The sequence below is a fragment of the Deinococcus multiflagellatus genome (genome assembly GCF_020166415.1).
In the GTDB taxonomy this organism is placed as follows: Bacteria; Deinococcota; Deinococci; order Deinococcales; family Deinococcaceae; genus Deinococcus; species Deinococcus multiflagellatus.
Genome location: NZ_JAIQXV010000012.1, coordinates 25476 through 51936, shown reverse-complemented (window position 1 = coordinate 51936; position 26461 = coordinate 25476). Strand labels below are relative to the sequence as shown.

General features: G+C 64.8%; 27 protein-coding genes. 6 read left to right on the top strand and 21 right to left on the bottom strand.

Going from position 1 to position 26461, the window contains the following annotated elements:
* Nucleotides 1–19: 19 nt before the first annotated feature.
* The 10 genes from K7W41_RS14240 to K7W41_RS14195 form a co-directional block, all read right to left on the bottom strand.
* Complete coding sequence (locus K7W41_RS14240; RefSeq protein ID WP_224609810.1) at nucleotides 20–2380, bottom strand: hypothetical protein; 2361 nt, start codon at nucleotides 2378–2380, stop codon at nucleotides 20–22.
* Between the two features lie 81 nt (nucleotides 2381–2461).
* Complete coding sequence (locus tag K7W41_RS14235) at nucleotides 2462–2632, bottom strand: hypothetical protein (protein WP_224609808.1); 171 nt, start codon at nucleotides 2630–2632, stop codon at nucleotides 2462–2464.
* Nucleotides 2633–2676: 44 nt separating this feature from the next.
* The gene (locus tag K7W41_RS14230; protein ID WP_224609806.1) at nucleotides 2677–4125 is read right to left on the bottom strand and encodes an SLOG family protein; all 1449 of its coding nucleotides are present in this window, start codon (nucleotides 4123–4125) and stop codon (nucleotides 2677–2679) included.
* 86 nt (nucleotides 4126–4211) lie between these two features.
* Entirely contained in the window at nucleotides 4212–4634 is a 423-nt protein-coding gene (locus K7W41_RS14225; RefSeq protein ID WP_224609803.1) for a hypothetical protein, read from the bottom strand.
* Nucleotides 4635–4704: 70 nt separating this feature from the next.
* Nucleotides 4705–4965: a hypothetical protein gene (locus tag K7W41_RS14220; protein ID WP_224609801.1), complete on the bottom strand. Its 261-nt coding sequence runs from the start codon at nucleotides 4963–4965 to the stop codon at nucleotides 4705–4707.
* Nucleotides 4966–5058: 93 nt separating this feature from the next.
* Nucleotides 5059–5565 carry a hypothetical protein gene (locus K7W41_RS14215; protein ID WP_224609799.1) on the bottom strand — a complete coding sequence of 169 codons (507 nt, stop codon included), beginning with the start codon at nucleotides 5563–5565 and terminating at the stop codon, nucleotides 5059–5061.
* 173 nt (nucleotides 5566–5738) lie between these two features.
* Entirely contained in the window at nucleotides 5739–6899 is a 1161-nt protein-coding gene (locus K7W41_RS14210) for a bifunctional DNA primase/polymerase (protein WP_224609797.1), read from the bottom strand.
* Nucleotides 6896–7381, bottom strand: coding sequence for a hypothetical protein (locus K7W41_RS14205; RefSeq protein ID WP_224609795.1), 486 nt, complete (start codon nucleotides 7379–7381; stop codon nucleotides 6896–6898). Before K7W41_RS14205 ends, K7W41_RS14210 begins: the two co-directional genes overlap by 4 nt.
* The gene (locus tag K7W41_RS14200) at nucleotides 7368–8189 is read right to left on the bottom strand and encodes a hypothetical protein (protein ID WP_224609793.1); all 822 of its coding nucleotides are present in this window, start codon (nucleotides 8187–8189) and stop codon (nucleotides 7368–7370) included. Before K7W41_RS14200 ends, K7W41_RS14205 begins: the two co-directional genes overlap by 14 nt.
* Nucleotides 8190–8236: 47 nt before the next feature.
* A complete protein-coding gene (locus K7W41_RS14195; RefSeq protein WP_224609791.1) occupies nucleotides 8237–9028 on the bottom strand; it encodes a hypothetical protein in 792 nt (263 codons plus the stop codon).
* A 484-nt stretch (nucleotides 9029–9512) separates the two neighbouring features.
* Between K7W41_RS14195 and K7W41_RS14190 the strand changes: the two genes are divergently transcribed.
* Nucleotides 9513–9890, top strand: coding sequence for a hypothetical protein (locus K7W41_RS14190; protein WP_224609789.1), 378 nt, complete (start codon nucleotides 9513–9515; stop codon nucleotides 9888–9890).
* A 107-nt stretch (nucleotides 9891–9997) separates the two neighbouring features.
* Nucleotides 9998–12664 carry a hypothetical protein gene (locus K7W41_RS14185; RefSeq protein ID WP_224609787.1) on the top strand — a complete coding sequence of 889 codons (2667 nt, stop codon included), beginning with the start codon at nucleotides 9998–10000 and terminating at the stop codon, nucleotides 12662–12664.
* Here K7W41_RS14185 and K7W41_RS14180 read toward each other — a convergent pair whose 3' ends face one another.
* From K7W41_RS14180 to K7W41_RS14170, 3 genes are read right to left on the bottom strand one after another with little or no spacing between them, the layout of a single operon-like run.
* A complete protein-coding gene (locus K7W41_RS14180; RefSeq protein ID WP_224609785.1) occupies nucleotides 12665–13045 on the bottom strand; it encodes a hypothetical protein in 381 nt (126 codons plus the stop codon).
* Nucleotides 13042–13593: a C39 family peptidase gene (locus K7W41_RS14175; protein WP_224609783.1), complete on the bottom strand. Its 552-nt coding sequence runs from the start codon at nucleotides 13591–13593 to the stop codon at nucleotides 13042–13044. Before K7W41_RS14175 ends, K7W41_RS14180 begins: the two co-directional genes overlap by 4 nt.
* A complete protein-coding gene (locus K7W41_RS14170; protein WP_224609781.1) occupies nucleotides 13590–14942 on the bottom strand; it encodes a hypothetical protein in 1353 nt (450 codons plus the stop codon). The genes K7W41_RS14175 and K7W41_RS14170 overlap by 4 nt, the downstream gene beginning before the upstream one ends.
* Nucleotides 14943–15641: 699 nt before the next feature.
* Here K7W41_RS14170 and K7W41_RS14165 point away from each other — a divergent pair.
* From K7W41_RS14165 to K7W41_RS14150, 4 genes are all read left to right on the top strand, one after another.
* Nucleotides 15642–17021 (top strand): hypothetical protein, encoded by a 1380-nt coding sequence (locus tag K7W41_RS14165; protein ID WP_224609779.1) that lies wholly within the window; start codon nucleotides 15642–15644, stop codon nucleotides 17019–17021.
* Nucleotides 17022–17381: 360 nt separating this feature from the next.
* Nucleotides 17382–17672, top strand: coding sequence for a PadR family transcriptional regulator (locus K7W41_RS14160; RefSeq protein WP_224609776.1), 291 nt, complete (start codon nucleotides 17382–17384; stop codon nucleotides 17670–17672).
* Entirely contained in the window at nucleotides 17669–18241 is a 573-nt protein-coding gene (locus tag K7W41_RS14155) for a hypothetical protein (RefSeq protein WP_224609774.1), read from the top strand. The genes K7W41_RS14160 and K7W41_RS14155 overlap by 4 nt, the downstream gene beginning before the upstream one ends.
* Nucleotides 18242–18448: 207 nt before the next feature.
* Nucleotides 18449–19363 carry a CAP domain-containing protein gene (locus tag K7W41_RS14150; RefSeq protein WP_224609772.1) on the top strand — a complete coding sequence of 305 codons (915 nt, stop codon included), beginning with the start codon at nucleotides 18449–18451 and terminating at the stop codon, nucleotides 19361–19363.
* A 46-nt stretch (nucleotides 19364–19409) separates the two neighbouring features.
* On the opposite strand, the gene K7W41_RS14145 is transcribed toward K7W41_RS14150, so the two are convergent.
* From K7W41_RS14145 to K7W41_RS14110, 8 genes are all read right to left on the bottom strand, one after another.
* The gene (locus K7W41_RS14145; protein ID WP_224609770.1) at nucleotides 19410–21440 is read right to left on the bottom strand and encodes a prepilin-type N-terminal cleavage/methylation domain-containing protein; all 2031 of its coding nucleotides are present in this window, start codon (nucleotides 21438–21440) and stop codon (nucleotides 19410–19412) included.
* Entirely contained in the window at nucleotides 21437–21889 is a 453-nt protein-coding gene (locus K7W41_RS14140) for a type IV pilus modification PilV family protein (protein WP_224609767.1), read from the bottom strand. The genes K7W41_RS14145 and K7W41_RS14140 overlap by 4 nt, the downstream gene beginning before the upstream one ends.
* Nucleotides 21883–22248, bottom strand: coding sequence for a hypothetical protein (locus K7W41_RS14135; RefSeq protein WP_224609765.1), 366 nt, complete (start codon nucleotides 22246–22248; stop codon nucleotides 21883–21885). Before K7W41_RS14135 ends, K7W41_RS14140 begins: the two co-directional genes overlap by 7 nt.
* 11 nt (nucleotides 22249–22259) lie before the next feature.
* The gene (locus K7W41_RS14130) at nucleotides 22260–22646 is read right to left on the bottom strand and encodes a prepilin-type N-terminal cleavage/methylation domain-containing protein (RefSeq protein ID WP_224609764.1); all 387 of its coding nucleotides are present in this window, start codon (nucleotides 22644–22646) and stop codon (nucleotides 22260–22262) included.
* A 473-nt stretch (nucleotides 22647–23119) separates the two neighbouring features.
* The gene (locus K7W41_RS14125; protein WP_224609762.1) at nucleotides 23120–23281 is read right to left on the bottom strand and encodes a hypothetical protein; all 162 of its coding nucleotides are present in this window, start codon (nucleotides 23279–23281) and stop codon (nucleotides 23120–23122) included.
* A 176-nt stretch (nucleotides 23282–23457) separates the two neighbouring features.
* Nucleotides 23458–24063, bottom strand: a complete 606-nt coding sequence (locus K7W41_RS14120) for a hypothetical protein (RefSeq protein ID WP_224609760.1) — start codon at nucleotides 24061–24063, stop codon at nucleotides 23458–23460.
* A 475-nt stretch (nucleotides 24064–24538) separates the two neighbouring features.
* Nucleotides 24539–25786, bottom strand: coding sequence for a type II secretion system F family protein (locus K7W41_RS14115; RefSeq protein ID WP_224609758.1), 1248 nt, complete (start codon nucleotides 25784–25786; stop codon nucleotides 24539–24541).
* A complete protein-coding gene (locus K7W41_RS14110; RefSeq protein ID WP_224609756.1) occupies nucleotides 25783–26460 on the bottom strand; it encodes a hypothetical protein in 678 nt (225 codons plus the stop codon). The genes K7W41_RS14115 and K7W41_RS14110 overlap by 4 nt, the downstream gene beginning before the upstream one ends.
* Between the last annotated feature and the right edge of the window lies 1 nt (nucleotide 26461).

The following is a 26461-nucleotide window of genomic DNA, read 5'->3' as shown; positions in this document are numbered from 1 at the left end:
CCACTGTGGGGAAGGTGGCTTAAGCCGCGAATTCAGTGATGTGCCGGGCGCTGGCGGCCGCGACTGTCACGGCGTCGCCGGCGATGACCTGCTCGCAGTAGCGAACAGCGTCGTCACAGGCCAGGCTGGCCTCGGCCATCAGCAGCAGGTGACCGGTATCGGCCGCCCGCTCGTAGGCGTCAGCGCAGCTCAAGAAGTGGGCGTGCGCGGTGCACAGGGCCCGGTACTGCGCGGCGGCGTCTTGCATGTCCACCACGTACGCGGCCGTGTCCATCCGGACACGCAGGGCCATGAGGGCCTGCGTCACGACCTGACCTTGACGGTCCAGGTCCAGCAACTCCTGCTCCGCCACGTGTTGAACGGCGCGGCGCGACAGGTTGAGGCCCGGTTGGGGGCGGGCCGAACGGGCAGCGCGGGCCGCCGAACGGTCCTGGGCCAGCAGGATCTCCACCTCTTCAGGCGTGGCCCGGTGGGCTTCGAGTTGCTCGCGGCCACCACTGCACTGGCCATACACGTGAAACGCGCAGGCCAGATCGGTCACGTTCAACCGGGAAGCCACCTGGTCACTGACGCCCAGCGCCGCTTCCTGATGCATCGTCCAGGCGATTACGGCCGGGGCAGCGGCAGTCAGGCGGGCCCGCTCGGCCGTGCCCAGCGTCTCCTCAAACCGGAGGTGGGTGACGCTCAGGGCCTGACGGGCAATGGCTTTGCCCGCGTAAAAGGACACGCCTGCGCGTTTACAGGCGTCCAGAAACGCGCGCTCGGCATTCACGTCGTGCCGGTAGGCCGCGTAGGCCCGGTGCAGGTGAGGGGCTGTGCCCGCAGGGTGAGCGGGGCGCCGAACCGGGCTTGAGGCACTGGCCGTCTCGACGATCAGGCGCGCCTGACGGTTGGTGATGCCCAGGGGCCGCAGCGCGTCGCGCCACTGCGCCTGTGCGTCACCCAGGTGGCGGCCATACCGGCGAAACGCCAGGGTCAGCCGCAGGTAGGGAATGCGGTCTTGGCCTTCAAAACCGTCATTCCACTCGTCAGCCAGCGCCTTGATGCCGCTGATTTGTTCGTCAGAGAGGGTCTCGGCCCAGCGCCCGCCCACTTCGTGGAGCAGGAACCGGGCGTCCCTGGCGGCCGTGTCACAGTGGACACCGGCCTCCCGGCACACCTCTTCCCAGACCTGCTGGGCTTGCCGTTCCCGGTCCACCTGACGGGCGGTCCGGATCAGGCGCCGCAGATCCACGCGGGCCACGTTGAGCGCGGCTGCGCCGGTCTGGGCCAGCAGGTCACGGGCGACATGCAGATCGGCCGGAGCAAATGCGGCCGCGTACTGAGGCCGCAACTGTTCAGGCGCCTGGAGCTGTTCAGCGGGTGAGCGCTCGTCCGTGTCCCGGCCAGCATCCAGGCTGTCGGGCCGGGTCTGACCGCTGAGCCACACCGTCAAGATGTCGGGCGACTCGGCCAGGGTGCGCAGCAGGCGCCGGGGCTGCTCGGTCAACTTGTTGAGCACCGTCTTGACCGCCGCCTCTTCACTGAAGCCCTTCTTGGTGATCAGATCCTGAATCGCCTTGGTGTGGGTGACGCGCACGCGCGCACCCAACCGGGCCACTTCGGCCTCGGCGGCTTGCCGAACGGCGCGCAGGCCAGCGACCCCGAAGCTGACTTCCTCCCGGCGGACAGGCCGCAGGGCAAAGTTCACGGCCACGCTGAGCTTGTCCCACTCGATCAGGAAGGTCGGCGTCAACCACTCACCGTTGCGAGACTCACGCTGATCAGGCCGCTGGATGCATGTTTTTCTGGCGTCCAGTGCACTTTCAGGGCGAAAGGTGTTGCCGAGGCGGTCCAGGCTCGCGGCCCAGGCCTGCTTGGCGAACGCCATGTCCTGCGTGGTGGTGGTGTTGGCCGAAGCGCGGTTTTGCTGCGCCTTTTTCACCATGTCGGTGTTGAACGACAGCACCAGCCAGCCGTGGAGGTTCACCAAGGCCTTTTTGGCGTTGTAGCCCGTGGGCACCAGCGTCACCACGCCCCGGCGGCTGACACTCTGCCGCATGTTGGGCAGCTGAACCTGCATGATCTCGTAGGCGGCCGCCAGGGCGGCGCGCCAGTCACCTCCGAACTGCGAGGCGAAATCGCGGGCGGCCTTCAGGGCCAGAGGGGCGCAGTTAGCACCCAGGGTGTCCCGGAGCCGCGTGCGTTCCTCTGCCCCGCAGGTTTCCTCGTGAAGACGCAGGCACATCTGGTGGGCCTGGGTGTCGGTCAGCGGCCGGTACTCACGGCCCACCTGACGCAACACCGTCTGCCAGGCGTCGGTCGCGGGCTGAGCAAGAAGGGCGCTGATGCTGGCGCGAACGCCGGGCGCATCGTACAGGCGGTCATTCTGGTTGGTCATGGCATCTCCCAGGAGAAGGCAGACACACAAACGCGCAGGCTGACCGCCTGCGACGCGTGTGGTCTCAGGCGAAAGCGGGTATTACTGAACGTTGACTTGGATCAGCCCAGCGCCGCACCCCGGAGGGAGCAGCGGCTGAAAGCGGATACGCATCATGAGTTCGGCATTTCCAGGACTGGAAAAGCCGGTCTCAGGGCCGCAGAAGATCACGCGGCCGAAGAGAATGACCGTCACGAGGTAGGTCTTGTTCATGGGTGCTCCTCATGTGGGGGAGGCGCAGCTGCGCCCGGAAAGGCTCAGCGGAAAGAGACAGCGCGGCCTTTCATGGCGCCCCACAGGGCTTCCCAGGCCGGCCGAAACGGAATGTCCCGGCCACGGGCGTCCAGGAAGCCGCGATTGGCATGAGGCTGCACCTGGGCCAGCAACGTCCGCGCGACTGGCACGTCGATATCGACCGCCGTGTCGGCTTTCAGGCTCTGCAGCCCAGCCGTGATGGCTCCCAGCAGGGTCGGCAGCAGCGGCTGCTGTGCCTCCAGGCGGATCATGCGGCTCAGATCAAGCGATTCCAGACGCACCTGCACTGTCTGCTCCCCGCACACCACGCGGAGCGTGACCTTGCGGCGGCGGGCGGCCATGTGATGCGGGACCACGTGGTCGCCGATCTTGACCGGGTAGGTCCGGAGGTCCACAGGGGTGGACAGGGGCGGCTCGGCAAAGTGCGTCCAGCCCTGGTACACGTCTGTGACCGGCCTGTTCAGGCTGCGGGCGTATTCACGGGTGTGATGGGTGCCGCCGGCGCGCTTGCCTGACCACATGGCGATCAGGTGCGTGGCGTGGTCCACCATCACGTGGTCCCGTTCAAAGAGCATCTGAACGGCGGCCTTGCGGTCAGCGCCGGGGTTCTCACCGAGCACCACGACGTGGTCACTGGTGGCGACCAGGGCGTGGTATTGACGCTGGGCCCAGTCCGGCCAACGCTGCCACTGACCGTCAAACGGTACGGCGGTGATGACCGTGATGTCCCAGCCGGCCTGCTTGAGGCCGTTGGCCGCCTGATGCATGGCTTGATCGACGCCAGCGGCGCCGCCCACGATCAGGGCAACGGGCCGCTGCGGCAAAATCTGGGCCAGTTGTCCGGTCAGATACGCGCGCAGCGCCTCGGCGTTGTAGTTCGGCAGGTCCTTGGGCCGGTGCCCCGTCACCGCATAAATCTCCGAAAACGGGGCCAACACCCGGGTCAGGTCGGCTTCAGCCACGACCAAATGTTGCCACTCGCCGCTGGCTTCCGGGGCCGGGCCCGCTTCAGCTGGCACGTACCCCAGCGCCATCAGGTCACTGCGGACCTTGCGCAGGAGGCGGCCAAGATGGTCCTCGCCCTGACCGTTGCAGACGCCCCAGTAGGTGTCACCCCAGGGGTTGATCTCCGTGATCAGCTCCGGCGCGGTGTCCACCAGTCGCTGGGCCAAGACCGGCTCCCGGAATTTCCAGGCCACCACGTAGCCCATCACGTGCAGGCGGCGCTGCGCCCAGTCGTCATGACACCGGACCTGTCGGCCCGCTGCTTTGGCGCTGGCCGCAGAACCGGTCAGGAACTGGGCGCGGTCCTTTGGGTCAGCGCATTTGCACGCCTGATAGGCATGCTCAGCGCTGGGAAAGACCAGCACCTGCCCATCGCCGAAATCCACCGAAACGGAGGCCGGGTACATGTTGCTGAGGAAGGCCAGTGGGCCTTGAAACTGTTTCATAGGTCAACTCCTTGAAGAAGCTGTCCCTTGGTCCGCGGCGGTCACCGCCGGACGCAAGGTCGGGCGGGAAAGGCGCGCGCAGGCGGTTAGATGCGGGGGTTGCGCAGCCCCTGACAGCCCAGTTGTCGGCCGGTGGGGCCGTAGACCGGCTGGCCAGGGGTCAGAAAGTCGCGCCGTTCGGGGGCGGCGGCGGCCGTGTGGGCACTGACGACCCACAGCACGCCAGGCTCTTCGCCAGGAACGGGAAGGGGCTCGGCGATGCGGACGCGGGGTCCAGGCCGACCGAACAGCAGGGTGCGGCGGATGATGCCCGTGATCGGCACAGGGCCGTCCGGCGTCATCAACTCGGCCACCAGGCCGTAGTCGTCCTGCGAACCAAAGACAAAACCGCTCGGCGCCAGCACCTGCTCAACGGCTGTACCCGCATAGATCACGACCTCATGGGGTGTGCCGTTGCGGAGCTGTTGAGGTGCAGGAAGCGGCGCGCTTGATGCGTGAAGCATGGTCATAGGGTCCTCCGTGCAGGAGCAGTCCTGTGGCCATGACCAGCAGCCAGCGGCCATGACCACGGGGGCGTGGTCATAGGGCCAGGGCGCGGGCGTACTGAGCTTTGGCTCGTTTCAGGCGCCGTTCGGCGCTCCGGTACTCACGCGTTTCCGCCACGAAGAGGCGCCGGACGTGGGGCAACTGCCAGTACCCGTCGCCGTAGTGGCTGTGGGCGGCCGCAGCCAGTTCCATGACCAGGGCCGATTCGACGCCAAGGGCGCACGCGGCTTCCAGCAGTCGCTGGTGGGCTTGGGCGGCGTTGGGACGGAAGCGGGCAATCAAGGCGTTGAGCATGCGTCTCTCCTTCGAGACGCTGCGGGTGCTGGCAGCCTGACGGCTCCACACCCGCAGCAGAACTGGGGTGTGGAGCCGAAGTTGGAGGTGAAACTAGAAGGGGAAGTGCTCTTGCAGCAGAATCTCGCACATCACGAAGCGGCGACCTGCGGCCTTCATGAACCGGGCGTCGGCGCGGCGCGATTCGGGCGTCAGCGTGACCCGCTCATGGATCGTGTTCACCCGGCGCGTGTGATCGTGGGTGGCAAACCGGGCCATGCGGCGCTGCTGACGCAAATCCAGCGGGGCGGCGCGGCCCGGGTAGAACAGCGCCGCGCGGCCAAAGCGCAGCACCCGGTAGTAGTACCGGTGCTCATCGTCAATCAAGACGGTGCGGCAGATCGCCGCGAGGCGAAAGGCGCGCAGCGCCCGGTGAAGATGAACCTGGTCCAGCGCTTGCCCGAACAGGCGGCGGGTGGTGGCCAGCATCCGGCCTTGCTCGTCGCAGTCGGCGGCACCGATCTGCACCGTCACGCGGCCGGGCAGGTACACACACACCCCCTGCTCGGTTTGAACGATTCGGGCGGAGCCCAGGGCCGTACGCAACGCAGTCGAACGCATAGTGTCTCCTTTGAACGAAAGGGACACGGCTCACGTCAGGCTTCCGCCCGGACGTCAGTCGTGTCCGGGCGGAAGGGTTGAGGAGCGGATCTCGCAGCGGCCCCCACAGCATGTTGTCTGGGTGGAGGCGAAGTGCTGCTCACCTTGTTCATGCCAGAAAACGCGGCGAGCTGTCAAGTGGGGCGCAGGGCGCGCCGCAGCGCCTCGTCACTGGGGGGCACGCCAGGGGACCGGTAGCCCTCCCGGACCGCGTCCCGCACAGCGTCGTTCACGTCGCCGCACAAGCGCAAAAAGGTCATGGTCTTTTCCAGTGGCTCCCTTGGGGCCCACATCCGGGCCAGCAGCCCGGCGGCGCGCGCGCGCTGCGACCAGTCCAGGCTGGGCCACGCCTCCTGCAACTCGTCGGTGACCTTCACCCTCTGGGGCCTGGTCGTCTTGTCCCGGGTGGGCAGCCACGGTTCACGCTCCAGGCGCAGGGCCTGCTTCGTGCTGGCCTGGAATTCGGCGTACGTGTAGGGCTCGCGCTGCCCTTTGGCATTGGTCTCTCCCGTCTGATCCACAAACGACCGGCCAATGGCAAGGATCTCGTCTTCCACATAGAAGTTGTTGTGCAGCGCGCGCGCCAGCCAGTACCCCGTGTTGTTGCGGCCTTCGCCCTCACCCAGCTTGGTCAGGGCGAGAAAGAGAATGCGGTCCGCTGGAAACCGGTCGGCTGGGGGCACCGTGACCGGCACCGCCGGGGCGACCCGGACGACCGGCGCGGTCAGGCCAGCGGCCTCGCGCAGCGCCAGCGGCAGTTGCCGCGCGTCGATCAGGTCAAACGGATCGCGCAGGGCCTCGTAGGTGCCCTTGCAGGAGGTGGTTGGCGGCAGCACCGCCAGGCCGCCGTCGCCCCGAATGTCCAGGCCTGGCGGCAATTTCGCGGTGTTTTTACTCGCCAGGGTGCTCACCCGCCAGCCGGGATGGGGCACCCGCAGGTGAAAGCCACCGCTGGGGGTGCGGGTGTGTGGCGTCAGGCCCAGGGTGCCCACCAGCTGCTGCCCCGCCTCACCGTCGAAGTCGAGCGTGACCACGCCGCTGCGCTCGCCGGTTACCAGCGCGAGGCCCACATAGGGGCACTTCAGCCAGGCCCGGAGGACAGCTTCAGACGGCGGCGTGTGCTGCAGCGGGCGCCACACCACCTTGCGGGTGTGGGGATCGGTGTAGCCGGTGCGCGACAACGCCTCCATGTGGGGGTCTTTGTCGCTCGCCGGGCGATGGGGATTTCCGGCCTGAATCGGGCAGAGGCTCCAGCCGTGGTCCAGCGCGGCCAGACCGGCGTCCAGCAGCGTCACGAGCCGGTGCGCTGAAGCGCAGGGCCGTCCTTGGCTTCCGGGCTGGGGTGGGCCCCTGGACTGGGGGGTGGTGTGGTGGCGGGGGGCGGTGTGGTGGCCCCTGCCTCCTGATCCGGTACCGACGCCTGGCCGCTGGGCCGGGGCGTCCGGGGCCGACTGGGCCGGTTGCGGGCAGGGGCAGGCCGCTGATTCAAAAAGGTGAGGAGCCCAGGGGTCAGGTGCGGCAACTGTTGCAGCGCCTCAATGGTGGCCACTGGGGGCAGTTCAAGCGTCTGCATGGCGCTCAGCCAATCGGCGCGCCACTGCGTGTAGGTGGCGCCTTCAAAGGCCACACTGGCGGGCACCGACACCCCGTCGATCTGAATCTCGCCGCGGGCAAAGCCGGGTACCTGTCCAGCGCTGACCGCGTCGTGCAGGGCCATGCCATACGACTGGCGCAGCAGGTGGGGAACAGCAGGGTCATTCAAGTCAATCAGCAGCATTGGTCGTGGCCTCCAGGGTCAAGGTGTCAAACGTGGTGGTGCTAACGATGGCGGGGGAGATCTGGTAGCCCAGCACCCGCATATACAGTTCGGCGGCCTGCGGACTGGGTTCCTCGGGGCTCACGGTCAGCAGGTGACGGTCCCCCAGGCGCAGATAAGGCAGCTGGCCTGTCGCGTTGAACATGTGCAGAGGAATCTGGCGGAACAGATCGCGCTCCAGCGGATAGGTGTGGGGATGGATATAGGGCAGGTCAAGCCGCCGGGCGAAGGCCTCGGCATATTGCTCGGGCGTCACGACCTGGCAGCGGCGCAGCTCTGCCAGACTCCGGTTGCCGAACTCGGTGCGCGGGGTCAAACTGGCCAGCGCCACGGCCTCCGCTTCAGAGAGGGGCGGCGTGTACGGGGTCACCGGGTACGACAGGTCGTAAATCGTTTTCCACAGCTGCGGCGGACACACTTCCAGCCGGACGCGGGGCAAGGTGAACGCCCCACCCGGCACCTTGCTCCGCAGCGCTTCTCGCAGAGGCTGAAGCGACGTGCTGCTGAGAAAAGGATTGGGCGTGATCAGGCGCACGGTCTGGAGCTCAAGCACGTGGCCCAGCACCAGGTACTGCGTGGCCATGTCCCGGGTCAGGAGGTGGGCTTCAAGTGGGCTGGCGTCACGCAGCGCGCCGATAAACAGCCGGTCCTGACTGCGCGCCAGTTCCTGCCAGAGTGCAGGCACATCCAGGTCGGGCTGGACGGCAATCGCGTTGAGGAGGCTGCCACCGAAGGTGCTGAGGTAGGTGTGGATGGCCTCGGCCTGCATGGGACTCAGCAGACCTGCGTCTTGCAACAGATGGAGCGGTTCAAAGTTCACAGCAGGGTGGCGGCCCCAAGCCGGGCCAGGCTGGAGATCGCCGGCAGCGGCTGCCCCGGCGCGGGAAGGGCCTCGATGCGGGGCCGGAGTCGGAGGTCACTCACCTGCTGGCGGATGGCCGTCACGGCAGGGCCTGTCGCGTAAGGGTCCTGCGCCGCCAGACGCTGCTCCAGTTCCATCAGGAGCTTGGCGGTCGCCGGATGGCTGAGGTGAATGTTGACGTGGCTGGCTGACGGCGCCTGCTTCAGGCCCCAGACGACGGCCCCCAGGTCACTGGCAATCAGGTCGTGGTGCGTATCTGTGTGGGTGTAGAGCTTCAAGGTGTTCAGGCCCTGCAGCGCGGCGCAGGTGTACACGTGCCGGCCGTCGGTCAAGCAGCTGACGTGCAGATTGACCACGTTGGGATCGGTGTTCAGGGCGTCGAGCTGACCGGTGACCTGGAAATGCAGGGCCCGCTGCCAGAGCGCGGCCTTGGCACCGTGCGCGCGCTTGTGCTGCAAGTTGGCGTGCCGGCGCGCCACAGCGGCCCGGAGAGCCGGGGGATTCTGACGCACGGCGTCGGCCACCGCCGACTGAGAACTGTAGACATGAATCTGTTCGCCGGCGCGGCACCGCTGAATGAGCGCAATCAGCACTTCCTGCTCGGGCGCGTCGGAGATCAGCGGCAGGTCGTAGGTGAGCGCGGAGTTGCCCTGCACAATCACGGCGCTGGCCAGCTGGCGGGCGCGATTGACGTTGACATACATCGAGGTTTGATTGCGGCGTGGGGGCTTGGGTTCGGTCGTCATAGGTCCTCCGGGGCGGTGCAGTGGGGAAGCGGGCGCAGCGGCGTGGGGACTGACCCAGCGCCGGGCGCGCGCCGCTGCGGGGCACCGTGAAGGAGGGACGCGGCGCGCGCGCCCGGCGGGTCACCGCAGCGCGGGGCGCGTCCAGGTACAGCGGCGCCAGGCGCGTGTAAACCGCCGTGAAGGCGTGCGCCATTGGGCCTACCTTGAACTTGCCGCTTTGCATCAGGGCGTGCAGGGCGTTGGCCGCGTGTGCCTGGCCAATGCCCAGCAGCGCCGCCACGCTCACCGGGGTGACGCTCGGCGTCACGCGGGTGTGCCGTTCCAACAACCGCAGTTGCTGGGGAGTCAGCGTGGTGGGGGCGTCAATTAGCATGTAGGCCAGCCCGGTTTTGCGCCGCGTGCCGAAGGTCCGGATGCGGGGGCTTTGTTCGCGCACAGCGCTCACCACGGCGTTGACCAGGCCCAATGACTTGATCAGCCGGGTATGGCCGATGCCGTTGGGGGCTTCGCGCAGCGCCGCTTCAATGCGGGCGCGCGTGTGTGCGATAAATTCGCTCACCCGGTGGGGCAAGCAGAAGTGAAAGCCGCCAGGAATAGCAGGCTGAATCAGATTGTTGGCGCGCAGGTCACCCAGAACGCTGCGGATGCGCCGGACAGAGGCGCCCAACAGATCGGCGATTTCATGGGCCGTCAGCGCGCCGTTCGGCGTGACCGAAAGCAGTTGGCGGACGGCGTCGTGAAGCATAGGTGTATCGTGGGCGGCCGGTCTTCAGAAGTCGCTAACACCCCAAAACGACGTGCTGGCGCGTATTTCTTGGAAATGGCGACGAATTTGCACATTGAACTGAGTTCAATTTGTTAAGTTGGAAGGGTTCGGCGCGGCGCCAGCCAAGCTGACCGTTATGAATGTGTGAGATTGGGCCGTCTACGCTGCCTCCAACCCGCATGCGTTGTTACGAAGGATGACTTTTGACCACCGCGCCGCTCTCTGCCTCATCGTCTGACCCGCGCGCGCCGCGCTGGGGTGGCCTCATCCGTGACATTCAACTGCACCGCCTGACCCGCGTGGTGGCGCCCGCCGGTTACAACAAGAGTGCGTTCGCAACGTTCATCTACGACACGGTGCCCCGCGCCCACCGCATCACCTTCAGCCACGCGCACACCAGTCTGCACGGCGCACTGACGCACCTGAGTCAGTCCCTGCAACTCGACCACGTGCAGTTCGAGCTGCCGGGTCTGCTCAGCAGCCGGGCGCGCCTGAGTCCGTCCCAGTTCGCCCGGGTGCTTCAACAGGACATGGCGCACCCCAGCCTGGACGGGCTGATGCTGATTCTCGATGACGTCCACCTGTTGGAAAGCAACGCAGCCGCCGTGCTGGTGCAGATTGCGACGGCCCCCACGCGGCGCGTCAACGTCGTGGCGTGCGTTCGTCATCCAGATGAGTTTCCTGCCGACCTTCACTACGGGATGCCCGTGGTGGACATCACCGAGCGTGAACTGGCCTACACGGCTGACGAACTGCGCGACGTGGCCGACCATGCGGACCCGTACGGCTATCCGGCGCTGGCCCACGCGGTGCGCAGCGGGCTCAGCGCCGGCCGGTACATGCGCCGGCTGCTCGCGCTGATCGATGAGGACCTGCTGCTGGAGCTGTGCCGGGCGGCCTTGATTCCCGTGTGGCCACTGTCCCCTGAACAGGCCCGAACCCTGGACGTGCGCCCCCTGTTGGTCCGCGACGCCTTGGCCGCCGACCTCCCGATCATTCGGACCGACCCCACCACCGAGCAATACGTGCCCCATCCAGAACTGGCCGCAGCGCTGCTGGCCATTCTGAAAGACAACGAGCAGCAGTTTCGCGACGCGCACGCCCGGCTCTCCCGCCTCAGCGCGGCCAACGATCCGGTCCTGGCCGTGCGGCACGCCATGCTGGCCCGTGAATCCGACCGGGCGGCCGAGATCGCGGTGGAGTGGCTCAGCCGCTCGGACGACGTGGCGGGGACGCTGAACGACGACCTGCTGCTGACCCTGGTGCCTGTGGAAACGCTCCTGCCCCCCACACTGCGGCTGCGGCTGGCCACCACCCTGTCGCAGCATGGACAGCACACCGAGGCGCTGGGCATCCTCGGTTCCCTGCGAGGCCAACGCACCCCGGACGCCGCTGACCCCGAAGAGGTGCACCTGGGCTTCGCCCGGGTGTACGCCGCAACCGGCGCGTACGCCAAGGCCTTTGAGGAAATCCAGCAGGCCGTGGTCAGCGAGCGGCCCTTCATTCGCGCCTTCGCCGCGCACCTGGTCATCACGATGCACGCCCGCAGCGGTGAAGAACAGGTCGCCCGCAACGTGGGCAGCCTGGACGATGCCCGCCGGTGGAGTGAATCGGCCCTGCAGCAGCTGAGCCGTCAGGACACGGCGTCAACCGACGCCGAACTGATGGCGCTATGCGTGCAGGTGTACCTCGGGCACTGGGAAGAGCGGAGCATGCTGCACCTCCGGGCCCGCCTGGAGCTGCTGCTGCTGCGGGAACAGTTCGAACATCCCGAAACGGGGCACGCCCTGCTGCTGCTGCACCGCTTAATGACCGATCACGGACTGGGCACCCTCGCGGTCAGTCCCCTGGAATCGGCCCGGCGGCTCCTGGCCCTCACGCCAGACGCCCAGGCCGCGCTGCTCTGCGCAGAAGCCCGCGAGGCCCTGCGGCAGGCCGATCCCGAATCGGCGGCCGGCACCCTGCTGGTGGCGCGCGAGAGCTTCCAGGGCACGGACCCTTACCTGCGCACCGAGATCGAACTCCTGCTGACCTGCGCGCTGTACACACTGGCCGACACGCCCGCCGACGTTCTTCAGCAGGCGGCCCGGACCTACGCCGTGGCGGCCGCTGCCACCCCCTCGGCGCGGCATCAACTCAGCGGTTCAAGCCTGCGCGCCCTAGTGGAGCGGCGCCTGTGGGAAGAGGGCCGGAGTGGCTCGAAACTCGACACCCTGAACAGCCAGCTGCGTGAGCTGTTGCCAGACCTGCTGCGGCTGCGGTGTGAAACGGCGCCCGTGGTCTTGATGACCCTGCTGGTGTATGACCTGCGCACCAAAGACCTGGCCATGGAACGCACCTGGCAGGTGCAAGAAGCGGCGCGCACCCTGGGCCGGGCCACCGTCTCGGCTTACCGGGATCTGCTGGCGCCCACCTTCGAGTTCCTGCGCAGCGCAGACCTCTCGGTGCGGGTGATCGGAACGCCCTCGGTGTCGGTCGACGACCTGGAGTTGCGCCTGACCCCCACCATGGCCCTGTTCATCGTGTACCTGGCTGTGACGCGGGGTCGCCATACGCGCAAGCAACTGGCCGACGTGCTGTATGACGGCAATGAATCCACCCTCAACGTGATGCTCAACCGGCTGTACAAAGTGCTCAGAGACCACGGGTTGTCCTCAGATCTGCTGGGCAAGCCAGAAAATGTTCGGCGCGGCGGGATTCATACCACCGACCATCACCGCGTCACGCTTGACATCGACCAGTACAGCGCCAACGCTGCGGGGCTCCGGGCCGCCCTGGGCGCCCGGGGCGTGAGCCACCTGCTGGCCAACTCAGATCACCCGTGGGTCCTGACCATGCGGGAAGTCTGGCGCCGCCAGTATGACCTCTGATCAGGTCCAGCTGGGGTTCAGGGCCGCCTGGGCTGGCAACGCCGCCTCAATCTGCTTCACCAGCCCCTGATGGGCGGCTCGGGCCGCTTCCGGTTCTGCGCTCCGCGCCACGATGCTCCAGTGGTCTCGCTGCACGTGCGCCGTTTGAAACACCTCCTGGCGCATGGCATAGAACTGGAAGAAGGTGACGACCGCGTGGAATTCGGCGTGACGCAGCACGGTGTCCTGCAGGATGCGGCCGCGCGCCCGCCACCAGAAGGCGGGCAATTCCATCCCTGCCGGCACTTCCTCTACTACGTAGTGCGGGCCGTCCAGCCGGAAGATGTGGCAGGGGGCGCCGGATGGCCGCAACGACAGCAGGTCAGCCAGGACGCCGCTCACAGCAGGCCTGCTTTGACATAGGCCGCCCATGCTGGCGGATACAACACCACCAGTAGTCCCTGGTGGTTGGCCCACAGCTGCTGCAGGTCGTCGTAGCCAATGGCCACATGCCCCAGGAGCGGGTCGTGAAAGTTCACGGCGCGCCGCGCGTCGTTGAAGCCGCTGGCCACCCGCCAGTGCGGCACCTTGCCTGGCGTTTTCAAATCAGTCAGCAGCAGGGACGGGACTTTGCGGGCGAGCAGACTCCGCACCGTGTTGACCGTGGCATGGCTCACCAGCAGCGTCTGGAGGCCATACTGCGCGGCGAAGGGGGCGATGGTGTTGACCGGCGTGTAGGCGGTCGGGCTGGGCCTGACCTGCGGCGAGATCACCGCCTGCGGCACCTTCAACCCCCAGTACCCCAGCAGCATCTCCAGGGAGGCTGGCCCACAGGCGTTGTAGGTCTGACGCACGAGCGGCATGGCCAGATCCGTGGCCGTGACGCGCGGCGGTGGGGACGCGGCGTGAGCTCCTGGGCCCAGCAGCAGCAGCGCCAGCAGCCGCCTCATTCGCTCGGCACCAGCAGCACGTGGCTCACGGCCGTGTCCAGGACGGGCCAACCGGGTGGGGCTTGCCCCTGGTCCAGGGCCAGTCGAGGGTCATGGGTGACCCGCACGGCCGTCACCGCGCCCCACGCCGAGACTGCGCCCAGGACCTCCTGACCACCACCATTCAGGTCACCCCCCGCGTGAAGCACCGCCTGCACTGGCGCTTGCAGGGTGATGTTGCCCTGCGCGTAGATCCCCAGAATGTTGCTGGGCTGTTCGCAGGTGTCCTGGGCACAGGGGGGCGCGGCCAGGGTAAGGGGCTGCTTCACCGTCACAGCGCCCCCACTGCGCAGCACCACCCGGCGGGAGACTGAGGGCTGAGAATCGGCGGTCAGGGTAATGTCGCCCGGCGCCGAGATCAGCACGTCGCCGTCAAAATCCAGCGCCGTGCAGGAGAAGCCATAGAAGCACTGGGTCACGCGCTGCTGGCCGTCCGGCGCCACGCTGAGGCGCACCGTGGACCCGGAGAGGGCCACCATACTCCCCCATGTGGCACTGGCCGGACTCGACACGAAGTCCCGCGCGTTCACAGGACCCCGCACACACACCGCCGTGGTGCACGGCTGGACCGGCGACGGTACGAAGGTCATGTGCGTGCCCTGGGTTCCGGCCAGCTTCAGGCCGCCCGAAGGCGTGCACAGTGGTGTGGGCGCGGCGCAGCCAGCGAGGTTGAGTTCCAGATACGCGCCGGTGCCACTCAGGGCGGCGGGGCCCAGCACGTACACCGGTCCGGTGCTGCTGACGCCTGCCCCTTCGGGCAACTGGCCGGCCCACACGGCGTACGTCGCGGCACTGACCGTTCCGAGCGTGAAGCGCAATACCCCGGTGGTGGACTGCGGCTGGTCGCCGCTGGCAGCGTCGGCGACCAGAATGTACGGCACGCGCCAGGTCACTGCGCCAGTCGGCAGGTTCTGGTGGGCCACGTCCGGCAAGCTGAAACGGGCGGGCAGCGCCGCGCCACAACTCCTGGCCGTGACATACAGCCGCAGCCGCTGCTCGGTCACCTCCCGGTGACACATGGTGGCGTCGATAGCCCGTTGAAGCGTCTCCAGTGACATGTGGCCCCCACTGGCACTTCCCTGGACCCACCGGCTGGCCCAGCTCGCCGCCACCCGCTGGCCGTAGATCAGGGCGCTGTACTGCTGAGCGCCCTGCGACACCGCGCGGGTGGTGTCGCTCGCCGACGCTGTCCTCAGCAGTTGATTGACCATGATGAGGCTGGACAGCGACATGATGACCAGGCCTGCCAGCAGGGCGTACAGCAGCGCGTAGCCGTCGGTGGCATGCAGGAGGCGGGGAGGTCGGGACATGGGGGGCATCGTGAAGGGGCGCTGGTGTGACAGGCTAGAGGCACAACGGGTGAGGGCATGGTCTTCTTGTTGTTCGACCATGCCCTCGTGAGCCCCGTGCAGTGATTGTTTCGGCACTGCTGGTTGTGGGAGGGGACCACCGCAGTGGATTAACCTCGCCGGATTGAATGTCCCAACGGTAGACCAGCCCCCCCTTTCTGTCAAGGGGTGTATAGCTGGGGGTCGCGTGCGCGCGCGATGGTGGTGAAACCAAGGGTTTTAAACGCTTTTAAAAAATCTAAAAAATGCAACATCAAAGGCGTGCCGGGAAAACCTCGTGCTGCACAGTATTTTCAAAAATTCACGACAAATACAACGGTGCAATTTGACGAAACTAACGGTGCAATTTGACAAATACAACGGTGGAAAGATACATAAAGAATACATGCGATTCTGTCTAATTCGTAAAAGGCGACGAATATAACGGTGGTGGCGGAAGAATTTCATAGCTAATTTCTGTTGCTGACAGATGAATATGACAAATACAACGGTGGAGCTTATGCACTATCTTCGAAACACGACAAATACAACGGTGGGCGCCCACCGTTGTATTTGTCGTGTTGGGCCGAATTCGACAAATACAACGGACGTCACTGCATGAGGGACACCGCCTGTGCAGGGCGCACCAGCGCCCCTTGACCATTCCGCTATGCTCATCCCATGTCCGAGGCCCGCGTGATCAGCCACGCCAAGCATCCTCAAATCACGGAGCTCAATATTTCCCAGTTGGGGCTGATCAGTGCCACGAAGCGCCTGTCTCTCAAAGCCTGGGAGGCGACGGCTCTGCAAGGGGGGATCACCGGTCAGGTGAAGTGCGAAAGCACCCAGCCTGTTCCCCACGGGCTGGACAACGACACTGTTGCGGCTCTGGTTACGCTGTACTACCTCCAGGACTGTCCTGAGAATTTTTCGATTCGGATCAGCTTCAGTTCGTTGCTGAAAGCCATGTATCTGACCGATACAGGGCCCAATCGCGCCCTTGTTTTGAAGAGTCTGGACCGGCTCAACGCTGCAAAGTTCCGGTTTCAAGACGCCTGGAAGCACGAAGATAGCCGGGTCAGTTTAAAGAGCAGATTTTCCATCGTCGACCGCGTTGACGACATCCGCCGCATGCCCGAACACCAGACCATTGCGGGCCGCGACGAGCACGACCTGCTGATCTACTTGGGCAGTGCCTTGGCTCACAGCGTCAATGCACGGCAAATTCTGACGCTCCGTCCAGCCGTACTGGCTGAACTGTCCAGCTGCGTTGCTCGGAGCGTCTACCGCACCTTTGAAGGTATTCGTATTGCCAGCAGTGCGCCCGACGAGCTGAAGAAGGAATTGCTCCTTGATACGGCGGAACTGGCCGGCTACCTGCGGCTGCTCGCCCCAAACGGTGACATTGCAGACAGCGCCAATGTTCAGCGCATTATCAAACCGGCCTTGACCTCGCTGCAAACTATGGGTTACCTCGAGCGCGTGGACACCATCGGCCGTGGCAAAATGGCCACGCTGCGGCTCACGTTTAGTGGCGAAGCCAACATCGTTGACATGCGGTCTGTGGCGATCCTGGAAACTCTTGGGATTTTTGACGAAACTGCTTTCGATCTGGCCAGAACTCATTCCCGAGATGTCATCGAAGCGGTTCGGGATTATGCCCTAGAAGCACCAGGAATCCGAAGCCCATCGGGCTTCGCTATTAAAAAGCTGACTGCGGGGGAGGGGCCTAACATCCTCAGGGCCAGGAAAGTGAAACAGGCCCGGGCCGTTAAAACTTCAGCACAAAGGGCTGAACCGCAGATTCTTCCGGATGAAGAGCCCCAAGTGGCGCGTTCTCTTGAAGAGCGGGTCAACGAGGTTCACCGCACCGTCTCCTTTTTGCTGAAGAAGCGGTTGAACGAGGATCAGTACGGTCAACTGCGGGCGTGGCTCATCGTCCAGGCAGAGCCGGAAGCCACAGCGCGCGCTGTAACAACTGCAGCAGCAGCCGGGGAACTCGATGCTTTTGCCAGCCAGCTCGTTCAACAGCTGGGTGTCCCGATTGCAGTGTCGCTCTAACTGCATCTGTTTGCTCAGGTACTGCACAGCTAAATTCGCCTGCCCGCCTGAACTGTCCGTTTAGAAGAGTTCTCGTGGCGCCTGATGTCAATCGCGGCTCCTGCGATACGTCCTCTGGCCAAGCGTTCACCAGACGCGTCCATGGGCCCAGACGCCGGGTCAATCACAGAATTGCGTAGCTGTTCAATGCAGTCAGCCGGTTGCAACTCGCAGGGCGAAAGGCTGCCCTCTGGCCTGTGGATGGGACCAGATGATGCACGATCAGAAGCTGCTGCAAGCCTGATGGGCGGCTGGTTCTGTTCGCAGACCTTGACACTCCTATCTCCAAAGGTTGATATTAGGGATATGGGGACAGAACGGGTGACAACCAACGATCTGAAGCTCGCCAAGCACTTGTATGAGGAGATGGATGGTGAAACCTATGCTCTGGCGCTAACCCAATCAGTGGGCCTGAATACGACGGCGTTGTACAACTCTCTGGCCCGCCTGGAGCGCATTGGCTGGATCGTTGGACGATGGGAGGAAGGGACTCCAGCGCAGCTTGGGCGCCCAGCCCGGAAGTATTACCGGTTGACGGAGAAAGGCATGGAAAATTACCGCGAGACCATTCATTCTCTCGTTCCGTCTGCCCTGCTCCGGGGGCTCACGTGAAATGGGCGGACATGACGGGGCCAGAACGCCTGCTGCTTGTGGCGGCCATTATCACTGATCCTGCCAGGGGGGCGGATGCTCACAGAGAGTGGAAAGGATTTTTAGACGAAATCGTCGACGATCCCACGCTCTCAAAAGAGAGTCCGCTGATGTTCTCCTGGCAAATTCTCATTCATGCTTTGGGTCAGCTCTTCCGCTGGCGGCAGTTGACATTGGAGCATCAGGAGGTCATCAATTCCCTAACCCTCCGTCTTCTGTATACCCTGATTCTTCTGGGTTCTCTGGTCCTTGCGCTTTTCGATCTGTTTCAAGGACAGCTTCTCTTCTTTGCAGTCTTTCTCATTTTGTTTTCGCCTGCCCCCAGTATTTACTTTACTTGGGAGTGCTACCATATGAAACTCTATCCCCGTGGTTTCTCCAAGCGAGGACAGTTGCAGCTGTTCAAACTTGGCTTCCTGGGAATGATCCTGCTCATTGTGGTGGGTCCGTGGCCAATCAAGTTGGTCATGACGTACCTGGTCGGTTGGTTGTTGAAGACCTTCTACGACGTTCGCTACCGAAACGGGTGAGTGATTGCTATCACCGGCGCCGATTCGTTGGGTGCCCCAGCACAGTCACGAGCTCTGGCAAGTGACCCGGAACACTTGCCAGAGCTTCTTTCGCGCGCAGGAGAACAATGCGAAACAACCGCTCGCACGTTGAAGGGAGTCTCGCTACAGTGGAGAAGCTCGGCGGCGATTTATCCCCGACACCTACTCTCTCTGACTGAGGTCGCCATGAAACTGATCCTGCTGCCCTTGCTGACACTGAGTCTCCTCGCCGCTTGTGGTCCCGGTGGGGAGGTCACGCCCCCCGAACCACCCCCCGTGGTGAAGCCGCCTGTGGGCGACTGGCCTGCCCTGGGTTCGGTCGTCGTGACGTCGGGCCCGATGGCTGTGGGAGGCGCCTTCCAGCGCCTGACGGTTCAGACGCCCGCACCTGCGGGTTACGCCTGGATGAATGCCCGGCCTTACAGTCTTGGTTACGGCAGCGCATTTAGCCTTACTGTCCAACCTGGAGCAGTGCAAGGTGAATGGGTTGAATTTCAGGTGACACAGAGTTTAGCAGGAACCCAGACATTCACCCTTGCAGCTGACGCGACCCTCAAGCGGCTGAGCGACGGCCAAACGCGGGATTACCGAGGCACCCTGAAGCTGACCGTCACGGGTGGCGGCGTGCAGTACCCCCTGTACCAGGACGTGCTGAACCGGGCGCCGACGGCCGATGAACGCGAGGTCGTGCGGTTGATCAACGAAGCACGGGTGGCTGGTGTGGGGTGCCCCGGCAGCGTGACCCCGATTGGTCCGGGCAAGGCCCTGGTGTGGAACGACGTCCTCGCCCAGGCCGCCCGGCAGCATGCTGCAGACATGGTCCGCCGCAATTACTTCTCGCACGACACGCCCGAAGGTCTGACTGTGAGCACCATCAGCGTATTGCTCGGTGCAGCCATTCGCGGTGGTGGTGGAGACAACCTCGGCTCGACCGGCAACACCAGCCCCCGGGAGGTCGTGAACGGCTGGCTCAGCAGCCCCGGGCACTGCTACCAGATGATGAATCCAGACCGGAGCTACGCTGGGGTGGGTCACGCTGATCCGAATGACCTGACGGGGCGGAAGTGGGTTCTCAACGTCCGCGATGCCCTCGACTTCTGACCGAACGCGGGTAGAACGAAGAATGGCCCCCACTGGGGGCCCTTTTTCATTCTTCGATGCAGTTCACCTGGCAGGGTGGTGGGGGCGGCGGTGGCGGAGGCGGTGGGGGAGGTGGAGGTGGGTCCGATGGATTCGTCGGCGGTGGGGGCGGAGGCGTTGTCGGCGGTGGCGGATCACTGGGTGGTGGTGGGGGTGGTGCGGGGGCTGGCGCGCAGCCCGTGCCGCCGTCGTAACTGCGCCAGATTGTGCGAGTGTAATACGTGCCGTCGTTTGTGGGATTCAAAGAGACAATCGGGCCTTCCACGGTGGTATCGGCGAGACATTGGCCCACCAGCGTATTCGCAATGGCTTGCGCCTGCGGCGTGAGCGACATGATGTCCGACTGAGGTGGGGTGAATCCGAAGGAGCAGACATCGATGCGCACCCGCCCGAACGGACCTGTGGCGACACCGGACGGACATGTGGCGCTGCTTGGGGGCGGCGGGGGTGTCGGCGTGGCCGCCTGCGCGTCATAGCTGAACGTCAGGGCCGTCGTCTGGTTCATGACCACGGTGAAGTTAGCGCCAGACGGCGTGGGCACGTAGGTCGTGGTGCCGAACGTGATTGAGGGCAATGTCAGGGTGTAGGCACCGACCTGCACGTCCGGGTACAGGTATGTGCCGTTCAAAACATCAATTCGCCTCGCGTAACCGCCGATTGAGACAGATCGCCCCGGATCCCCAGGCAAGCCACTGATGCTCACTTGTACATTGCCTTTTTCGGCGAACGTGTTGAAGACCAACGTGGCCGCGCTGGCGGTGCCCGCGTAGACCGTCGCGGTGGTTGGAGCGGCCTGATAGGTCTGGGTGCCGCTGGTCACTGCAGGGGCGCTGATGGTGTAGGTGCCCGGAGCCAGATCGGTCAGGACGATGTCGCCGTTGGCCAGGGTGCGGGTGACCGTCTGCGGGCCGCTGAGGGTCACGGTGGCGCTCTGGCCACTGGGGAGACCGGTCACCCGGAGATTGAGGTTGCCCGTGACCGCCGCGTACACGACCTGCACGTACCCAGTCTGCTGGCGTGACGTGATCTGGGCGGGTGCACCCCGCACCGTGGCGGCGTAGGTGTAGCCGCTGGCCGTCACAGGTTGACTCGTGACCTGGTAGGTGCCCAGGGTGACGGGGAAGACCGCCGAGGTCCCGAAAGTCGAGTTGAGGCCTGGCCCGGTCACGGTGACGTTGCCGCTGGTCAGGCCGCTGGGCAGGGTTACGGTCACCTGCAGGCGGGCGCTGCCGGGCGTCACCGCCAGGCCTGCCTCGCAGGGCAGCAGCGCGCCGCCGGCGGCGGCACTGGTGCCCAGCGGGACCACGGTGCGGCGCTGCTCGGCGCTGCGGCTGTCGACCTGGGCGCTGGCGGTGGTGCCAATCAGCAGGCCGGTCCGCACGGCGCTGCCGGAGGTGGCCCCCAGGCCAGTGGAGGCCTCAGACGTGACGCCATTGGGTTGCCGGTAGGTGTAGCTGAAGGTCAGGGGTGTGTTGGCCGCCGCCAAGACCTCGGGGGCGCCGTTGACCGAGCGCCAGACCTGGCCGCCCGTCTGACGCACCGTGAGGGTGCTGGCGCGGTAGACCACAGCATTGAGGCCGCTGACGCCGTTGCGGCAGCCGTCGTGTTCGATCTGGTTGCCGCTGCGCCCAGTGACGCGCAGCAGTTTGCGCTCGCCGCTGGCGCCCACCAGGTAAAGAAGGTCGCCCACCTGGACAGGGAGGCCGGCGGCGCGCAGCGAGGTCTGCTGGGCAAAGTCGCTTTGTGCCTGCACGGGAACGCCGGCGCCTGTCGTGAAGATGCCGGAGAAGGTGGTCTGATCGGCCACCAGAAACTCCCGGAACGTGCCCTGGGCCGCGAAGTCGTCCGCCAGGGCGCCCGTCACCTGCTCGACGGTCAGGGCGGCGGCCGTGCCCCGAGCGGCGTTGCTGCCGGTGCGGTTCATATTGGGAAAGGCCATGGTCGTCAGGGCGGCCAGCAGGCCAAGCAGCACCAGGCCCACCAGCAGTTCAACGAGGGTGAGGCCCTGACGGGTCACGGGCGGGGGGGGCGCGTTCATTCGGATCCTCCTGGACCAACCACGGTCACGTGAAAGGGAGTGCTGGACGTCAACACCGTGACGCGGTAGGTGGGGGGATTGCCGCCCAGGCCGGTGACGGTGGCCTGCAATTCGGCGGCCGCGATCTGGCTCCGGAGCGTCGGCCCGGAACTTAAGGAGGCGATAAGGTTGGGGGCCAAGTGCACGGAGTGGCCGGTGTCGGGCGTCATGACCGGGTTGCCGCGCGTGATCTCCTGGCTGATCAGAGCGGCGCTGTCGGCGGCCAGCGTGCCTGCACTCAGGGCCGTGTTGTTGCGTTCGGCCTGCACACTCAGCTGCGCGTAGGTGCCCAGCAGGAGGATGAGAATAACCCCCGCCACCAGGACTTCGACCATCGAGAAGCCGTCCGTCAGGCGCCCCTGTTGTTCTGGGGCCGGGGTGATGGGGGCTGCGGTCTGTGGCGTTAGCATGCGGTCTCCGTCACGGTCCCGTAAAGGGTGAGGGTGAAGCGGGTGCAGTTGGTGCCCGCCTGCCGGATCACGGCGCCGCTGACGCCGCCGGGCGTGGCCTGCAGGTTGCTGGTCAGGGCGAGACCGGTGGGGATGGTCAGGGTGCGGCCGGTTGAGAGCCGGGCAGTCTGCTGATCGGCACTGAGGGTAATAGCAGCGCCCTGGGCCCGGGCTGCAGACGGCATGGTCTGCATCAGATTTTTCAGCTGCAGATCGAAGGTCAGGGCGGTGCTGTCGTTTTGGGAATTCATCATCAGAAGGACGCTGCCGGTCAGCAGGCCAACCATCGTCACGGTGACGAGCAGTTCGGTCAGGGTCATGCCGCCAGCCTTCATTGGCCCTCGCGGAAGGTTTGACCGCCAACAGTGACGGTGGCCACGACGCTGCGCGCCGAGGTCGGCGAGAGCACGCAGCCTGTGACCGCGTCTGGGGCGTCCGGATAGGTGGGATAGGTGGCGTTGCTGCCCAGGGTCACGCCTGCAGGCGCGAAGGTGTGCGCCTTCATGCAGTCCAGGCCGTCAAACATGGCGGCGTTGAGGTCGGGCCGCACAGCCAGCACGCTGTTGGTGGTCTGGGCCGCCAGCTGAGCGTGGGCCCGCGCGGCCTGCGTCCGGCCCCGTTCAAGGCTGCCTGCGTAGGTCATCAGCATGATGCTGCCCAGCAGGGCGAGGATCACCACGACCACCAGCAATTCGACAAGGGTGAACCCGCGTTCCATAGCTCTACGGTGGCGGGGCGCTGGTGCGTCCGTCCAGCGAAGTTGTCGGGGGGGTCGGGGGGGGCCTGTGGGGGCACGGCTGGCAAACAGGGGACGACTTGCCCTCAATCGAGGAAAGGATTCTGCCGATAAAGTTTCAGTTCTGCCGCTCGTGGGTTGTGAATGTTCGCCACCGTCCCAGCAGCGTTTGTCGAGAGCGCAAGCTCCTTTGGGCGTCAGGGCTGGATACTGGCTTACGCCAGGTCGAGGCACTACGCCGGCGCAGGGGCTGGCTGGGATTGACACTGATCACGGTGCTCCGCCCGCGGTTGTTCGGCCTGTGGCGGCTCAGCCTCTCGTGGGGCACAAGCAATACGGACACCGCGTGGTGTCCGTATTGCTACCGGGTGCCGATCATCCGCAAGACTCACCGTTCCACCCGTCGCCACCGTTCTGAGGGATACTCACTCATCTTGGTGGGCGCGCAGCCTCGTTCAGTTATTTTGGTCGTTGCGCGAATCTCGTTCTTTTTGCAGGCTCAGCGCAACTTCCGTGGCCTCATGGTGGGTCGCGCCCCTGTCCCTTTCTCTCTGGTAATCCCTGTCAAACTGATCTTGCCTGGCTTGATCGTTATTGCTGGAGTCGTTGCCCGTCATCGCCACTCCTTTGTCAACTCAGCGTGAAGGTGTCTGAGGCGACAAAAGCAGCTTACTCTCTCTGGAGGGCGGCGTAAGTCTGCAACCGTCTATCGGGTAGTAACCACATTCGCCCGAAAACACCCGTTAAGCGGCGACTGATACCGCGTCAGGCTGGCCTCGGTGTGCAGTGCTGCTTACTTGACTTCAACTGGCACCGAGATTTCTTCGGATTCGGGAAGCTCCAAATTGTATTGCCTGATCACGTTACGCAGTTGCGCCGTGTCACGGAGCACCGTGTCATAGATGAAACGGTAGAAGGGCGCCTCGGTCCGCAGCGCGCGGGCGCGCTCCATGCCAATCAGCTGCGCGACACTGTCGATTTCCAGCGTGCACAGGAGGAGATGAAGGTACGTGCTGAACTCGCTGCGTGCGCCTTCTGTCCCACCCACTGGCACGTCGGGGTATAAGCGCTGTAATTCGGGGAGCGCGGCCTGGACAGCGTCATTCCTCAAGTCGAGGTAGGCGTGCAGTTGCTCATGAATGTAGACGCTGAGCAGCATGGGCCAGCGGTCCAGGTCGATGGGCATGTCTGGGTCAAGCATTTCTGCTCGTCCAGAGCGAATCCGAATGACGAACTCACCATCTTGCCGGAGACACTGCCCCATGAACTTCAGATCCCGGTCGATATGGATGTTGCGGGTCCAATTCCAGGGCGTGAGATCGTACCGATGCATGAATTCCAGCAGGACGCGGCGGGTCAGGACTTCGCCTGGTGATCCATTGGCAAGCGTAATCTCCACGTTGAGCAACGTAACACGCCCAATCTTGCGTATTCGGATGGTTGCAGAGAGGGTGAACCCAATCGTCCCGAATGGAGAACAGAGCACCAAGTATTCGCACAAGAGCCATACTGCGAACGTTCAACCCGATGGCGGACAGAGCTGGCGCCAGAGCGGTCATGAAAGTCCCACGAAGTTCGGGGTCAACCTGATAAAGCGAACTGGCTTGCCTCTAGCCCCTGAGCCTCTCCGCGCGCTCGTCTGCCACTCTAAAACACACTGGAAACCGACTGGCACAACATTCAGGCGCTTAGCGGGTGTTTTCGGGCGAATGTGGTTACTACCCGTCTATGGCGCCCCTGGAAGCCGAGGTGCTGCCTGACACGCATAGGCTTTCGTCAGAAGATGCCGTGCTCATTAACCAGTATCGCCTTGGATGTGAACTGGAGCGGGGGGCACCTGCCCCCCGCTCCAGCAACAAGAACCGTGGACGCTCTTACGTGTTCAGCGACTGAATGATCGTGATGATGGGCATCATGACGCCGAACATCACCAAACCAACAAGTGAGCCGATCACGACAATGAGAATGGGCTCGATGCTGTCATTGACCTTCTGCACCGTCTCGTCGACGCGCTTTTCATAGATTTCACTGAGCGTGATCAGCATGGTGTCGAGACTGCTTTTTTCCTCTCCGTTGCGAACAATTTGCGCAAAATCGGTCGGCACAAGTGCGGGGTAATCTTCGAGAATGTCCGCGATGGGATGGCCCTGGACCACCGCCCGCGCGGCGTTCTGAAAGATGGCGTCGTAGAGTTTGTTGCCGGCGATGCGGCCTGTGAGCTCCATGGCCATGTCCTTGGGCACGCCGGAACTGATCATGTCGGCCAGACTCCGGCTGGTCAGCGCCAGAATGTAATTCCGGATGAGCGGCCCAACCAGCGGAAGCCGCAGCAGCAGGGCGTCGCGCGTGGCCTCGCCTTCCGGTGAGCGGGTCAGCACACGGTAAAGCAGCGGCACACCGATGCCCACAGCGGCCACGATGATGACGAAAAAGGGACTGGTCATCACCCGGCTCATGCCCATCACGATCTGGGTCACGAGGGGCACGGCAACGTTCATGTTCTCGATCAGGGTGACGAACTGAGGCACCACCTTCGTGGAGAGCAGGTACATCACGATCAGGGTCAGGGCCAGGGTAAAGATGGGCTTGTTGATGGCCTTGCGGACATCCCCCGCGATTTTGGCCCGCCAGAAGTGGCTGCTGGCCAGGGTGGCCAGCACTTCAATGTCCCGTCCCGTCACGCGCGCTGTTTCCAGAAGCGCCACCGTGACCTCAGCAAAGAGGGGCTGCTGACTCATGGCGGCGGCGAGGTCCTGCCCCTCCTCGCGCAGATCGCGCTCCATGGAGAGCGCGCTGCGCTTGAGTTTGGCATTGGTGGTGGAGCGTCCAGCGCTGCGCACGGCGTCTGGCATCGGCGTCTCGGCGGTGAGCAGGGTCGAAATCTCTTTGAAGAACAACCCCAACTGGTTGTCGCTGGGCTTGCGCTCCAGCAGCACCACGTCTTTGTGCTCCTTGATCGTCGTGACGGAGATGTTCCGGCTTTGCAGCTGCTCCAGGGCCTGCGGCTGGTCAATGGCCTCGATCATGCCCTTGCGGGGCTTGCCGGTGCGGCGGTGAACGCCCTGGTAGCGGAAGGTGCGGACTTTGACGTTCGCTCTGGGTTTGCGCGGTGGATTGATCATTTTGGGGTGTAGGTGAAGCTGATGGGGTAGCGCTGCCCGGTGACGACGTCCACCGCCGCCCACTGCACCGTGATGGGGCCGGGCTGCGTGGTGCGGACCGAAAGGGTGCCAATCTGTGCGCTGCTGGGGGGCAACAGGCCAGGTTGCCCGCTGCTGTCGCGGGTGTTGAGGCGCCCGCTGAGAAACGTCTCGCCCTGCCGGATGGTCAGTGAACTGGGGTCCAGGCGCACGGTCAGCGCCGGACTCCGGTTGGTCAGGGCAAAGCTGATCACGGTCGTGTCCTCCCGGGTCTGGCCTTGAAAGCTGCCCGAGAGAAACGGCGGCAACTGGGTGGGCCCGGGGGCGACCGGGCTGGGGGGTGCGGCCGTCGGCGCAGCGGGAACAGGGGGCCTGGTGCCCGTGGCGTCCGCGTAGTTCGCCTCGAACGCCGTCCGTTCTGACGGCGCGGCAATGCGCAGCGGCGTCGGGCTATAGATATAGATATCGATGCCCAGACCACCGTAATTGCTGATGAGGTAGCGGCCGTCGCCCAGCACGACGGTGCCGGCCGGCAGCAGTTCCAGGGAGATGGGCTGGGTCGTGGCGGGGACGCCTGGCGCCACCGTGGTCACGGTGGCCGGCGCGGCGCTGGTCTGGGCCGAGACCTGGCCAGCGCCCAGCGTCAGACTGAGCATC